The 13,897-nt window shown below is 45.8% G+C and carries 13 protein-coding genes and 1 pseudogene; 2 read left to right on the forward strand and 12 right to left on the reverse strand.

Features of this window, described 5'->3' with window-relative positions; translation table 11 throughout:
- Positions 1–3: 3 nt before the first annotated feature.
- Positions 4–213, forward strand: a pseudogene (locus tag V7K61_RS24875) (ATP-binding domain-containing protein); the annotation flags it as partial.
- 279 nt (positions 214–492) lie between these two features.
- On the opposite strand, the gene V7K61_RS24880 reads toward V7K61_RS24875, so the two are convergent.
- The 5 genes from V7K61_RS24880 to V7K61_RS24900 all read right to left on the reverse strand — a co-directional run bounded on the left by V7K61_RS24880 (position 493) and on the right by V7K61_RS24900 (position 8,195).
- A complete protein-coding gene (locus V7K61_RS24880) occupies positions 493–2,061 on the reverse strand; it encodes a GMC family oxidoreductase (protein WP_335057449.1) in 1,569 nt (522 codons plus the stop codon).
- The gene (locus V7K61_RS24885; protein WP_335057452.1) at positions 2,058–2,888 is read right to left on the reverse strand and encodes an MIP/aquaporin family protein; all 831 of its coding nucleotides are present in this window, start codon (positions 2,886–2,888) and stop codon (positions 2,058–2,060) included. Before V7K61_RS24885 ends, V7K61_RS24880 begins: the two co-directional genes overlap by 4 nt.
- Positions 2,875–5,547, reverse strand: a complete 2,673-nt coding sequence (locus V7K61_RS24890) for an MGH1-like glycoside hydrolase domain-containing protein (RefSeq protein WP_335057454.1) — start codon at positions 5,545–5,547, stop codon at positions 2,875–2,877. Before V7K61_RS24890 ends, V7K61_RS24885 begins: the two co-directional genes overlap by 14 nt.
- Before the next feature lie 270 nt (positions 5,548–5,817).
- Complete coding sequence (locus V7K61_RS24895) at positions 5,818–6,600, reverse strand: glucose 1-dehydrogenase (protein WP_335057456.1); 783 nt, start codon at positions 6,598–6,600, stop codon at positions 5,818–5,820.
- A 206-nt stretch (positions 6,601–6,806) separates the two neighbouring features.
- Entirely contained in the window at positions 6,807–8,195 is a 1,389-nt protein-coding gene (locus V7K61_RS24900) for a mercuric reductase (protein WP_335057458.1), read from the reverse strand.
- 162 nt (positions 8,196–8,357) lie between these two features.
- Here V7K61_RS24900 and V7K61_RS24905 point away from each other — a divergent pair, with 162 nt between their 5' ends.
- The gene (locus V7K61_RS24905) at positions 8,358–8,585 is read left to right on the forward strand and encodes a hypothetical protein (protein WP_335057460.1); all 228 of its coding nucleotides are present in this window, start codon (positions 8,358–8,360) and stop codon (positions 8,583–8,585) included.
- Here V7K61_RS24905 and V7K61_RS24910 read toward each other — a convergent pair.
- From V7K61_RS24910 to V7K61_RS24940, 7 genes are all read right to left on the reverse strand, one after another.
- A complete protein-coding gene (locus V7K61_RS24910; protein ID WP_335057623.1) occupies positions 8,582–10,171 on the reverse strand; it encodes a GMC family oxidoreductase in 1,590 nt (529 codons plus the stop codon). The genes V7K61_RS24905 and V7K61_RS24910 overlap by 4 nt on opposite strands.
- Before the next feature lie 152 nt (positions 10,172–10,323).
- Positions 10,324–10,689: a hypothetical protein gene (locus V7K61_RS24915; protein WP_335057462.1), complete on the reverse strand. Its 366-nt coding sequence runs from the start codon at positions 10,687–10,689 to the stop codon at positions 10,324–10,326.
- 28 nt (positions 10,690–10,717) lie between these two features.
- The gene (locus tag V7K61_RS24920; protein ID WP_335057464.1) at positions 10,718–11,365 is read right to left on the reverse strand and encodes a cysteine hydrolase; all 648 of its coding nucleotides are present in this window, start codon (positions 11,363–11,365) and stop codon (positions 10,718–10,720) included.
- 147 nt (positions 11,366–11,512) lie between these two features.
- Positions 11,513–12,229, reverse strand: a complete 717-nt coding sequence (locus tag V7K61_RS24925) for a dienelactone hydrolase family protein (RefSeq protein ID WP_335057466.1) — start codon at positions 12,227–12,229, stop codon at positions 11,513–11,515.
- 21 nt (positions 12,230–12,250) lie between these two features.
- The gene (locus V7K61_RS24930) at positions 12,251–12,910 is read right to left on the reverse strand and encodes an MOSC domain-containing protein (protein WP_335057468.1); all 660 of its coding nucleotides are present in this window, start codon (positions 12,908–12,910) and stop codon (positions 12,251–12,253) included.
- 58 nt (positions 12,911–12,968) lie between these two features.
- Positions 12,969–13,358 carry a DUF302 domain-containing protein gene (locus V7K61_RS24935; RefSeq protein WP_292774444.1) on the reverse strand — a complete coding sequence of 130 codons (390 nt, stop codon included), beginning with the start codon at positions 13,356–13,358 and terminating at the stop codon, positions 12,969–12,971.
- A gap of 56 nt (positions 13,359–13,414) precedes the next feature.
- Positions 13,415–13,894 (reverse strand): nuclear transport factor 2 family protein, encoded by a 480-nt coding sequence (locus V7K61_RS24940; RefSeq protein WP_335057470.1) that lies wholly within the window; start codon positions 13,892–13,894, stop codon positions 13,415–13,417.
- Positions 13,895–13,897 lie beyond the last annotated feature (3 nt).

Below are 13,897 nucleotides of genomic sequence, written 5' to 3' on the forward strand. Positions count from 1 at the left end.
CATCTCTACGAAATTACTTTAGCCTGGAGTGTGACTATTCATAAAAGCCAGGGGTCAGAATATCCTGTGGTGATTCTGCCAATGTATATGCAGCACTATATGATGTTGACCCGGAACCTGTTCTACACTGGTATAACTCGTGCCAAGAAGTTAGCGATCGTGGTTGGAGCGAAAAAAGCGATATCTTTTGCTACCAAATGGTCTATGCGCTAATTGAGGGTGTGAGTTTAGTGCTGAGGAATTGAAATAGATAGATGAGTTAGTCTTTGAAGATTTTGTGTAAGGATTCAGGAGTCAGGAGTCAGAATAAATGAGACAACAAGCCTTGCACATTCCAAGACTTGATAGTTTGGCAGAAAGCACATAAGTTTGTTTTGTGCATTATTTTTACAAGTTCAATGATTTACGTCAACCTGACATTAGATTAGGGACTTCTAGTAAAAAATATCCTATTACAAGGGCGCACGATGTGCGCCCCTATAAATGTACGAATTATTTTAAGAAGCGCTCTAGTAAACGATCGCCAACTCGCAAGGAATTGGCGATAATGGTCAGCGTGGGATTGACTGCGGAACTGGATGGAAAGAAGCTGCCATCGACAACATAGAGATTATCCACATCATGGGTACGGCAATTAAGATCGAGTACAGAGGTTTTTGGGTCTTCTCCAAAAAGACAAGTACCGCATTGATGACCAACCGATTGCAGTGGCATCATGTTGCGGGGATAGAGGCTAAATGGAATACAGTGTTCTGCGCGATCGACCTGCTTGAGAACACCTACCCAGCGTTTAGCTAGGCGATCGCTTGCTTCTAAATTGTTGGGTTTATAGTTTAAGTAAAGGCGCTCTTTTTCTACCTGCACGCGATTCTCAGGATCGGGTAAGTCTTCTGTTTGCAACCACCAGCCAACTGTATGATCGGCAACTGTTTTCAGTTCTGCCCCTGGTCGTAGTTTTAATAGTGGAGCCAGTAGTGCGGGGACTTCAGCGGGTAGCATATCTGCCAATACGTTGCCAGTATTCTGTACCAAACCCATCGGGTAGGGAAAATCAGATTCGCCCCAATAAAAATCACTAATAGCGATCGTCTTTTGATAAACAGATGGATTGAGTTTTGTATTTAGTTGCACCATTGCCATAGAAATATGCTTCATCAGGTTACGCCCTACTTGATCGGAACTGTTGGCCAATCCGTTGGGATGTTGGTCATTGTGCGATCGCAATAACAATGCTGCTGAGTTAATCGCGCCACAAGCAACTACAACAATATCACCTGTAAAGAATTGAGTTTCGCCGTCAATCTCAGTTTCTACGCGGGTGACTTCTCGACCAGAGGGACTTGTATGTAACCGTGTGACTTTGGCTTCAGTCAGTAAAGTAATGTTTTCATTATGGCGAATGGGCTGCATACAGTTAATTTCAGCATCAGCTTTACCTTGAGTTAAACAAGGAAAGCCATCGCAGGTATCGCAACGAATACAGTTCCCCAGGCTTTTATCTACTTCATTAAGTTTCAATCCCAACGGCAGATTAAAGGGATGCAAACCAGCTTCCCTCAGACTGTTAACAAGTTCCTGCATTCGGGGTTCATGGTGTACGGGAGGATAAGGATAAGGTAAACTCCTAGCTGCCTCGGTGGGATCGATACCTCCTTGACCGTGGACATCATAAAGCTGCTCTGCTTGCGTGTAGTACGGTTCAAAGTCGCGGTATTTTAATGGCCATGCTGGTGAAATGCCGTCCTTGTGTTCCACCTCTTCAAAATCACGTTCCCGTAATCGCAACAAAGCTGCACCGTAAACTTTGGTATTACCACCAACCCAGTAGTTCGTTGCTGGACGAAAGGGTTTATGATTTACGTCATACCACTGCTCTGGAGTGTGATACCTTTCTTTTTGGTAAACTTCCAGCGCACTCCAGTTTTCCTTTTCTCGCGGTAAAAATTTACCCCGTTCCAAAATTAAAATTTTCTTGCCACTGGGTGCAAGGTGATAGGCTAAAGTGCCACCACCCGCCCCAGTGCCGATGATAATCGCGTCATAATGAGTGTTCGTTGTCATGATCGTTCTCCGGGAATTGGCAGAGAGTCACTCAAATCGATTTTGCCATTACGATTGTAGTCACAGCGAAAAATACAGCGTTTGTGATTGTTGTGATGCAATTTGGCACACTTGACGGCGCGTTTGCCAAATAGATATTGATATACTCCTGATGCCAAAAACATCCCCGCAGGTGGCACAATTACATATAACCAAAATGATGTCCAAATGTGGGCAGGTAAAGCAGAAGCAAGGCTGCGGGCAGGGTTCATGCTAAAGCCAGATAGAGGAGCTTCAAAAAAAACGTAAAGCATTACCAGAAATCCGGCAAATAGACCTGTAAAGCGACTGAGTTTCTGATTGTTACTACTTAGCAGTACGGTCATCATCATTACAAATGCAATGACTAATTCGCCCAATAAAGCCACAACCCAACCTGATTTTCCTGGCACGGTGACGATATAGTTCACAGGCACTTTGGTGAACACCTGACCCAGCAATAATGCCACCAAATAAACCCCAAACAATCCGCCCAAACATTGAAACAGAATGTAAAAAATAGCATCCTGACGTTTGACTTTTCCCAGACGATAGAATGTGAGCGTGACAGCAGGATTTATATGTGCGCCGGATTGCTTGCCCCAAGGCGAATAAATCAAGGTAATTGCCGTTATTCCCATGACCACACCAATTAAAAACCGACGCAAATCGCCATTGGGTATTGCTTGATGAATCGGGGAACCAGGATACTGAAATACACAGGTGAATACTCCCGCAGCAATCATAAATAATCCTAGCTGTGCTGCTTCCATTAAGTATTCTGGTAAATGCTTTCTAAATGTTTCCATGCTGCTCTTGCGCTCGGTGTTCAGCATTTTGGAGAATTAGCGCGGCGACTAATCCTGTCCAGCCTGTTTGATGACTAGCTCCAATACCAGCCCCATTATCTCCATGAAAGTATTCGTGGAACAAAATATAATTGCGCCAATGGGGATCGGATTGAAATATTTCTAGACCCCCATATACCGGACGACGACCGGCAGGATCTTGCTCAAAAATCGCAACTAAACGATCGGAAAGCGCGATCGCTATTTCCTTTAATGTCATTTCTTCCCCGGAACCTGTGGGATATTCCACCTTCAAGCTATCTCCAAAGTAATCATAAAACCTCCACAGTGATTCAATAATTAAGTAGTTTACCGGGAACCAAATCGGGCCACGCCAGTTAGAGTTACCGCCAAACAAACCTGTGGTAGATTCGGCGGGTTCGTAACGAACGCAGTAATCATGTTCGCCTTGATGTAAAATATAAGGATCTTTGAGGTGATGCTTGGAGATAGCGCGAATTCCGTAATCACTCAAGAATTCATTCTCGTCGAGCATCCGTTGCAAAATACGTTGTAACTTTGTCTGGTAAGCGATCGCTAACAGTCTTCTCGCACCTACCCCCGGTGTTTCCATACAGGCGACATTATCTTTTAAATCTGGGCGATTGCGAATGAACCATTCCATGCGACGCTTGAAGCCTGGAAAACGCTCTAAAGTTTCTAATTCCAGCACTGTGACAGCGTGAAGGGGAATTAACCCAACCATTGAGCGCACTTTGACGGGAAATTGCCGTCCATCGGGTAAATGCAGGGCATCGTAGTAAAAGCCGTCTTCTTCATTCCACAGCGAAATCTCTGCATTTCCAATACCGTCAATGGCATCGGCAATGTAGAGAAAATGCTCGAAGAACTTGCTGGCAATGTCTTCGTAGGTAGAATCTTCTTTGGCGAGTTCCAGTGCGATCTCTAGCATATTTAAACAGTACATTCCCATCCAGCTTGTACCATCTGCTTGATTGAGATGGCCGCCTGTAGGTAGTTCATTGCTGCGGTCAAATACCCCTATGTTGTCCAGCCCCAAAAATCCACCCTGAAATACGTTCTTACCTTCTATATCTTTGCGATTTACCCACCAAGTAAAATTCAGCAACAGTTTGTGAAAGACCTTTTCCAGAAAAGCGCGATCGGCTTTTTTGGAAGACTTCTGTTCGATTTGATAAACCCGCAAAGCTGCCCACGCTTGCACGGGGGGATTAACATCACCAAATGCCCATTCGTAGGCAGGTAATTGACCATTGGGCTGCATATACCATTCTCGTGTCAGGCGGTCTAGCTGCAACTTGGCAAAACTGGGATCGATGACAGCGAGTGGAATCAGGTGAAAGGCTAGATCCCAAGCAGCAAACCAAGGGTATTCCCATTTGTCTGGCATCGAGAGGATATCTTCACTGAAAAGAGAAATCCACTCATGGTTGCGTCCAGCCTGTCGTTCCGGTGGAGGTGGCGGTTGTTGGGGATCGCCCTTGAGCCAGTCATGGACGACATAGTTATAATACTGCTTGCTCCATAGCAAGCCGGCAAAGGCTTGGCGCTGAATATTGCGCTCATCTTCTGACAGGGGGAAGGGACAAATGCCTTGATAAAATTCATCAGCTTCGGCAATGCGTGTCTGGAAAATTGTGTCAAAATCTTTGCCAAAAGGATCTGTCAATGTTTGTACATCACTCAACCGCAAGCGCACAACTTTAGTTTCACCTGGATTGATGGTTAATTTGTAGTGAGAGGCAAACTTTGTACCTATACGTTTGGAATTGACGGCTGCTGTTTTCCCATTCACCACATACTCATTAATGCCATCTTTGACATAAGGTGAATCATTTTTGTAACCAAATAATCGTTCGTAATTGGTTTCGTTGTCCGTAAACAGGAGTTCTGTATCTCCTTGACAGTAAAGCCAGCGAGTTCCCAAGTGAGAATTCTCGGCTTCAATTAAACTGAAGTTGGAATCTGAGCTAACCACTTTCATAAAAGGTTTCTCAATTTCGGGATTCCAAGCCCAGATATTCCGAAACCAGAGTGTTGGCAGTAAGTGGAGTGTGCTGGCTTGGGAACTGCGATTAGCGATCGCAATTTGAATTAAAATATCTTCCGGTGCGGCTTTGGCATACTCGACAAAAACATCAAAATAACGGTTCTCGGCAAAGATCCCCGTATCAAGTAGCTCAAACTCCGGCTCAAATTTGCTTCTGCGTCGATTTTCTTCTACCAGTTGCGTGTAGGGAAATGCTTGTTGGGGATACTTGTACAAGCATTTCATGTAGGAATGGCTGGGCGTATTGTCAAGATAAAAGTAATACTCTTTAACATCTTCACCGTGATTACCTTCTGTACCCGTTAGCCCAAACAATCGTTCTTTAAGAATGGGATCGTTGCCATTCCACAGAGCGATCGCAAAACACAAACGTTGCCGACTATCGGAAATACCTGCAATGCCATCTTCACCCCAACGATAAACACGCGATCGGGCATGATCGTGAGGAAAATAATCCCAAGCAGAACCGTCGCGGCTGTAATCCTCCCGTACCGTTCCCCATTGGCGATCGCTGAGATAAGGCCCCCAGCGTTTCCAGTAGGCAACACGTTCTCGATCCTCCTGCAATCTTAGTTCTTCTGGAGTCATGTCGCTTTGCTCCGAATTCAAAATTTAAAATTGTTATGGGGAATGGGGAATGATATCATGTCCGCCAAATTACCCATAATAAAAGAACCCCACCCCCAACCCCTCCCCGCAGGCGGGGAGGGGAGCTAAAGCGCAGCTTTGGCGGGGTGGGGTTCCGGGTATTATGTTTAATTGCCCGGACATCATCTGAGACTTTGAACTCCATTAATGAGGCTTTGAACTCCAATCTTCTGCCCCCCTGCCCCTCTGCTCCCCTGCCTCTCTTCCCCTCTATTGCTCTTGATAATTCCAGAGCAATCCACCGTCAACAAAAAATGTTGTACCTGTGACATAATCTGACTCAGAAGATGCGAGAAATGCCACCATAGACGCAACATCTCCTGGTTGTCCCAATCGTCCCAAGGGAATGTTTTTCAGGAGTGCCCCTAACTTCTGTGGATCGTTTAAAAGTTTAGTATTGATGGGAGTTTCAATTGCTCCTGGCGCAACATTATTAATATTAATGCCATGAGGAGCCAGTTCCACAGCCAAATTACGGGTGAGCATTTTCAAGCCACCTTTGCTAGCACAGTAGGCGGCAAAGTGCGGAAAGGGTAATTCTTCATGTACAGAACTAATATTAATAATCTTGCCAGGTTGCTTTGTTTCTAGTCGGTGCTGCACAAATGCTTGTGTGGCAAAGAATATTCCTTTGAGATTCACATTCATGACAGCATCATAATCGGCTTCAGTGACATCCCAAAAATTGGCGTTTTTTTCTATCCCTGCATTGTTAACCAAAATATCTAACTTGCCAAAGTGGGAAATACTGTCTGCAATCATGCGCTGCACATCGGCAACCGTACCTGTATCTGCCTGAATTGTGAACCCGTCTACGATATGGCACTGACCACCAGCCGCCTTTACCTTCGATAAGGTTTCTTCTGCCCCTTCAGGATGAGAGCGATAGTTAATAACAATACTTGCTCCTTCCTGTGCTAGACGAATTGCGATCGCCTGTCCTATCCCTTGACTACTCCCTGTAACCAGTGCAATTTTATCTTTTAGTTTCATAACTGTTCCCATGACTTTAGTATTGAAAGCGCTCTGTTACATCAAGTCCAGTTAATTAACGATCGTTCGATATATCTATGCAAAAATCTAAAACTCTTTTCTCCCTGGCTCTCTGCCCACCGTGGTATGAATAAGTCTTTCACTGGATATGATACAACACTATAGAATCCGATCTGTCTCAGTATCCATGCTCATTTGGAAGTCCCTTACAACTTGGAAAACAATATATTTAACCCTTCGGTCATCGTGGGATGAGTCAAAATACCATCGCGCAGAACGGTGTAGGGCATCTGAGCTTGCATCACCATCTGCACTGTCGAAATAACTTCACCTGCTTCATGACACAACAGGGAACACCCTAGAATCCGACCTGTCTCGGTATCTACGATCGCCTTCAGCAGTCCATCGGTTTGACCGAGTGTTCTTGCTCTGGGAATGGCTGACGCATCAACCTTCGCCACGCGGATGGCATATCCTTGTTGCTGGGCTTCAGTTTCAATCAAACCCACATGAGCCAGTTCTGGATCGATGAATAGACACGATGGAACCAGACGATCGCTTGTACTCCGGTTGCCCCCATCAATTAAATTAGCTTTGACAATGCGATAATCATCAAGCGATATATGGGTGTATTGCGGCCCCCCATTGATATCGCCTAACGCCCAAATTCCGGGTACATTTGTCTCCAAGCGATCGTTGACTTGAATAAATCCGCGTGTATCGGTTGCCACACCAGCAGCAGCTAAATGTAAGCTCTCGGTATTGGGCGCACGACCAACGGCGACGAGCAAATGCGACCCCTGGAGGCTGAGGGAGCGATCGCCAACTTGGATTTGCAGGATGGTTTCATTACCAGTGCGATCGATTCTTAACACCTTCGCTTTTAATAAGAATTCAATACCATCTTTTTCTAACAGTGTTTGAACTGCGATCGCTATATCTGGATCTTGCTGTGACAGGATTTGCTCACTTTGCCCAATCACCGTAACGCGAGAGCCAAAGCGCCGAAACATCTGGGCAAACTCCAAACCAATATAGCCACTACCAAGAACAATCAGATGTTCAGGCAAGTATTCTAGCTCCATAATCGACTCACTTGTTAAAAACTCAATTTCTGCGAGTCCTGGTACGGATGGAATTAACGGTCGTGTGCCTGTATTAATAAACAAGCGTTCGGCGGTAAGTAAGCGATTGTTCCCCTCAGTCGTCGTTACTGCGATCGTTTTGGGAGCAACAAAGCGGGCTGTTCCAATAATCAAGTTTTTATCCAGAGCCGTTTCTAGATTGTGCAAATTCATTTCACGCGCAGATTGCACAACCGATCGTTTTCGTTGGATCACCTCTGCTAGATTAACGATGGGTGTATTGGCTTTAATACCATAAGCGGCACTGTTTCGCACTGTGTTTGCTACATTGGCACTCGCCACCATAGTTTTAGTAGGAATGCAGGCAATATTAATACACCCGCCACCAATCATGTTTAAACTGCGTTCAACCAGAGCGGTTTTACGTCCGTTGGCGACCAGCGCTGGTGCCAGTGTTTTACCCGCTTTGCCGCCGCCGATAATAATGTCGTCATAGTATTCAGTGTTCATTTACACATCCTTTGGGTTTTTACAAAGAAAGGCAGAGGGCAGAAGGCAGAAGGCTTTTATGAAAGAAGTACTAATAAAAACTTTAGTTGTGGATCTAAAGCCCACTAGGAGAAAAAATTGTGTCGATAGCGCAGCGTTAGCGACGCAGGAGCGTCGCGGAAAGTGCCACGAGACACAAGGGAGCCAGTGCGGTCTTCGGCTTTGCCCAAGTGGAGCATCTGGCATCGTCCTTACTTCAATCCCACGTTTTTAAACGTGGGTTCCCTTCTGCCTCCTGCCTTCTGCCTTCTGAATGATACTTGCCGTATGTTTAGCCTGAGTACTTGCGAACTGTTAGCTGATATCTTGCACCTAGCGACTGGAAGTCGCCAGGTGCAAGATATGAGTTAGCGAACCATTTCATTAAACTTTGGCGCTGCGCTTTGCGCGATCGCTAAAGATGTTGGCTGTGAAATACCACCTGCGGCTTTAATTAAATCTGCGGCTTTTTCGCCGATCATAATAGTGGGTGCATTTGTATTTCCGGTAGTGATTTTTGGCATGATGGATGCATCCACGACACGCAACCCCTCAACTCCATGTACCCGCAGTTCTGAGTCTACAACTGCCATTGGATCGATACCCATTTTGCAGGTGCCGACTGGATGATATACCGTATTGCAAACTTCTCGAACATAAGCAACGAGTGCTTCATCGCTCTGTTTATCTTTACCAGGAGCGACTTCCTCACCGCGAAATTCATCAAAGGCACTTGCACCGAACAAATCACGCATTAATTTAATCCCAGCAACGAGCTTTTGCACATCGGCTTCACTTTGCAGAAAGTTTAGCAGAATCATCGGCGCATCTTGGGGATTGGATGAACGCAAACTGACACTCCCAATATTTTGGGGATGGGTCAAACAGACTAGACTTGTGAATCCTAAACCAGAGTGAGCATAGCCAGGGGGTGCAAACACAATGGGGCCAAAGAGAAACTGTAAATCTGGTGCAGCATCCACATTACCCTGAGTATGTAAAAATAAACTGGCTTCCGCAATACTACTGGTGCTGGCTGTCTGTAAATCCTTAATTGCTTCGTATACCACGGGTACGACAGGGTGATCCTGAAGATTTTGACCGACACCCGGCAACTCAACTACTACCGGAATTCCCAATGCTTGCAGGTGTTCTGCATTCCCAATACCAGAGAGCATCAGCAGCTTAGGCGAATCGAACGCACCAGCACTTAAAATTACTTCCTGGTTAACCCTGACTTGATGCAGTGTTCCCTCGTGCAGGTATTCCACGCCAACGGTACGCCTGTCCTCAAACAACAATCGAGTCACTAACGCTTTTGTGATTACAGTCAAATTGGGACGCTGGAGAATGGGTAAGAGGAAAGCGGCTGCGGTGCTGTGACGCTTACCATCCTTGATTGTCAACTGATAGAGTCCTGCACCTGACTGCTGCATCCCATTGGCATCAGGATTATTGGGATATCCCATTGCTACTGCTGCATCGACAAAGCGTTGGGATACATCGGCAGGGGCAATGAGATCGGTCACGCTCAATTCCCCGTCAACCCCGTGGTATTCCGAGGCACCGCGTTGCTGATGCTCGGATTTCTTGAAATAAGGCAGTACATTTTGGTAACTCCAGCCGGGATTTCCCAATGACTGCCAGTGGTCATAATCGTGATGATTGCCCCGCAGATAAATCATGAAATTAATCGAACTGCTGCCACCCAAGACTTTGCCACGAGGACAAAAGATTTGGCGATCGTTGAGGTATGGTTCTGGCTCAGAGAAGTATGCCCAGTCAACTTCGGAGCCGAGTAAGCTGACGCATTCTGCCGGGATTTGAATTTCCGGTTTAGTATCTGGGTTGCCAGCTTCGAGTAATAACACGGTTGTTTCACTGTCTTCTGTCAGACGGTTAGCGACTACACAACCTGCCGAACCTGCACCAATTACAATGTAGTCATATTGAGTCATCAGAAAAATGGGTTTGAAACCCCGTGCTTTTAGCACGGCTTTACATGATACAAAAAGTGGTTGAATCACAACAGGACAATAGCTAACCCGGATTTCACTTTGCTGAAAAACTGATCGGGTTGTTCAAACCAGGGAAAATGCTACTTGAAGATTCAACTTTTCGTACAAGCTTGCTTCATCAAGATACGCTTGTTTTTATATACCTCTAGAGTTCCAGACTGCGGGTTATCTAACGTGCCATCCCACACCCAATATTCATAAATTCCACTCCGAAACTTATACACTCGAACACCTTCTGTCGCTTTGCTAGTTCCTTTGCCCAAACTTAAATTACCGTTGGAACTAGTTGAGCGATAGAGCAGTTCGCCGGAAGTATAATTTCGCCAAATATTGATGTTGTAACCACCCTGGCATTTCGTACTCAGGACGATGCCAGCAGTAGAGTCAGCAGAAGCTCTTAAGGAAAAATTAGCTAAGATACTGATTGGGAGAGCGAGGAGTAACGCAGATTTTTTCATGAGTTTTGTAAAATTGATCAGTTTGACATTACTGCATTGCTGTTACAACTTCATCTGTAGAAAGGACTGCATTGGCGATATACCCAAAGTTGATCAGTGCTGCCTTATAGCCGTCACCCAGTTGCGGATGCCGAGGGGCTGCGGTTGCATCCTTGACGACAAGAACCTCAAATCCCTGTTCGAGTAATTCGCGCAGGTGAGCTTCAACACAAAGATTCGCCAACATTCCGAGTAGAATAACTTTGCTGATGTTGCGTTTACGCAGTTGCAAAACGAGGTCGTTAGTTTGCGGCCCATAGACTTTGTGGGGACTGGCCACAATCGTCTTACCATCCTCAATGAAGGGCTTGTAGCGATCAAGCCAGTCAGCACCCGATCCCAGGAATCCATCAAGGCTCAACGCGCCACGGCGATCGAACTCCTTAACCTCAAGCATCATTTGCTCTAGGTTGCCGGCAAATTTCCAATTATGGTCGGTGGGGTAGTAATAGTGAGGGGAGATAAAAACCTCGAATTCATTCTGCTTTGCGGCTTTGAAGATTCGCTCGATGTTCTCGACGGTCTTGTTATCTTTAACACTCTCACCCACCAAATCCCAGGAAACCCCTTTTTCGCTCAAGACATCGTTTTGCGGATCGATGACGACTACTGCGGTGTCATTCTTGTTGATGTTCATGGTTTTCTCCTTGCTTGTTGATTTTCACCGTTCTCTTTCTTAAAAACCACCCGCGATATGCAGCGTTTTCCCAGTGATTCAGAATTAGAACATCTTGGTTGCCAGAGCGATCGCGGTGGGCAATTATCTGGCAGTAGTCGCTCTATTTCAGACTTTGACACCACTGCCTAAATGCTGTTTCAAAAACGCCAAAGTGCGATCGCGTGCTAATTCTGCGGCTTCTTGGCGATAAGCGGAACTACCCACGCGACTAAACCCATGACTCACTCCTTCATAGCGATAGATTGTTACCAAGGGGTTGTTTTTCAGTCCTTGCTGAATGGACGCTTGAGCAGTTGGTGACACAAACTCGTCATTTTCATCCAGATGCAATATCAAGGGTTTCTGAATCTTTGTCGCCTCTGCTAAATTCTTGTCAATCTCAACGCCGTAGTAACTAACGTTGGCATCTGCATCAGTGCGTGTTGCCATGAAATATGCCAGTTTGCCGCCCAAACAAAAGCCCACACTGCCGACCTTGCCTGTGCTGCTGGGATACTGCCGCAAAAAAGACAGACTTGCCTTTAGGTCTTCTACGCCGCTATCCACATCAAATGCTTGGAGTAACTCAAAGGCTTTAACCGACTGATCCCGATCGTCAGCATCAAGTTGCACACCGGGTTCCAGTCGCCAATACAAATCTGGCACAAGCACCAAATAGCCGGATCTAGCATAATCATCGGCAATTTGACGCATATTAGTATTTACCCCAAAAATTTCTTGAATCAGCACAATCCCTGCATCAGGCTGAGTATTGGGTGCTGCTAGATAGGCGCTAAAATTGCCCCCGGACAAGGCTGAAATGGTGACATTTTGAGTTGTCATGGTGTCCTTTTTAATAATTTGCTATTGAGACTTTGACCTATCTTGACGACGACTTTGCTCCTGGAAGTAGTCACGCCAGCTTTCGGGTAAGGCTTCAAGTTGAGCAGCTTGGTGAAGTAATTCTGGATTGTTCTGCTCACGAGTATAAAGCTGAGTGATATTAGCAACAGTAATATTGTTGTTATCTCGGCTCACCAACTCTAAAGTGTCTCCGGCTCCGACTTCGCCCTCTTGCAAAACCCGAAAGTAAAATCCGGTGCGACGACTGGCAAGAAATCGTTTCACCATATCAGGTCGCCCAAACCGAATCCCTAGTTTGTAACAGGGTAGGCGGGGTTGAGTCACCATCAGTTTGACAGTGCCAATATGGAAGCGATCGCCAATGTTCACTTCCTCTTCTCTCAGTCCAGTGGTTGTAAAATTTTCGCCAAAGATACCTAGCGGTAACTCTGTGTCAGGCAATTCATTTCGCCAATAATCGTAATGCTCGAATGGGTATACATAGACTGCTTTATCTACTCCGCCATGAACGGTGAGATCGGCTTGTCCATCACCGTCTAAATTGAGCGATCGCACCATGACGCGATCGCTAACTGGTTCTTTAAAAATTCCAGTGCTAACTGTTTTCCCTTTCCAGTCCACTTCACGCGGCAATCCGACGTTTACAGAGATGATTTTCATCAGAATTTTAAATTTGGTCAATACTCAACTATCTAAATTGAATCAACAAATAAGTTAATTAAAGGAGTGCTTGATGAATTAAGGGTGCAATGATAGCGATGTTCTTTACCAACTCATCGGAGAGAGAAAATCGCTGCTTTAAGTAATTGGGATCGTTGTAACTTACCCATACCTTGCCGTCAGTCGCTTCCCATGCCAGTACTTTCAGGGGTAAATCCAAGGCGATCGTTGGTTCTGCCACCATCAGGGGAGTTCCGGCTTTCGGGTTGCCAAACAGCAACAACTGTGTAGGAGGTAGGCTAAGTCCGACTTTTTCGGCTTCAGCTTGTTGATCGATGCGCGCAAAAACGGTAATGCCTTTTGCTTGAAGGATGGCTGCAAAGCGATCGATAGTTTCAGTCACTGCATACGGGCTGATCTGGTTGATGATGCCGTTGTTTGCATTCATAGCAGTGGACTCCTTGCAGGATAAAAACTGAGTAATATTGTGATTGCTCCAGTTTCTCAAAGATTGAGGTCTGACAATCCGGGATGATCGTCAGGACGACGACCTAGTAGCCAGTGGTATTTGCGATCGCTCTCCAGAATTGGTAGGTCATTGATGCTGGCAATACGCCATCGCATGAATCCATGTTCATCGAATTCCCAATTCTCATTGCCGTAGGAACGGAACCAGTTGCCAGCATCATTATGCCATTCGTAAGCAAACCGGACAGCAATGCGGTTGTCTTGAAAAGCCCAAAGCTCTTTGATCAGACGGTAGTCCAATTCTTTAAGCCACTTACGGGTCAAGAACTCTACGATCGCCTCACGACCAAATAGAAATTCTGAACGGTTGCGCCAAACGCTATCCGACGTGTAAGCAAGTGATACTAGTTCAGGGTTACGTGTGTTCCAAGCATCCTCTGCGATTCGGACTTTTTGGATGGCGGATTCACGATCAAAAGGCGGCAGGGGTAGTCGAGGATTTTCGGGTTTGGTCATGGT

The sequence above is a fragment of the Nostoc sp. genome, assembly GCF_036918015.1.
Classification (GTDB): Bacteria; Cyanobacteriota; Cyanobacteriia; order Cyanobacteriales; family Nostocaceae; genus Nostoc.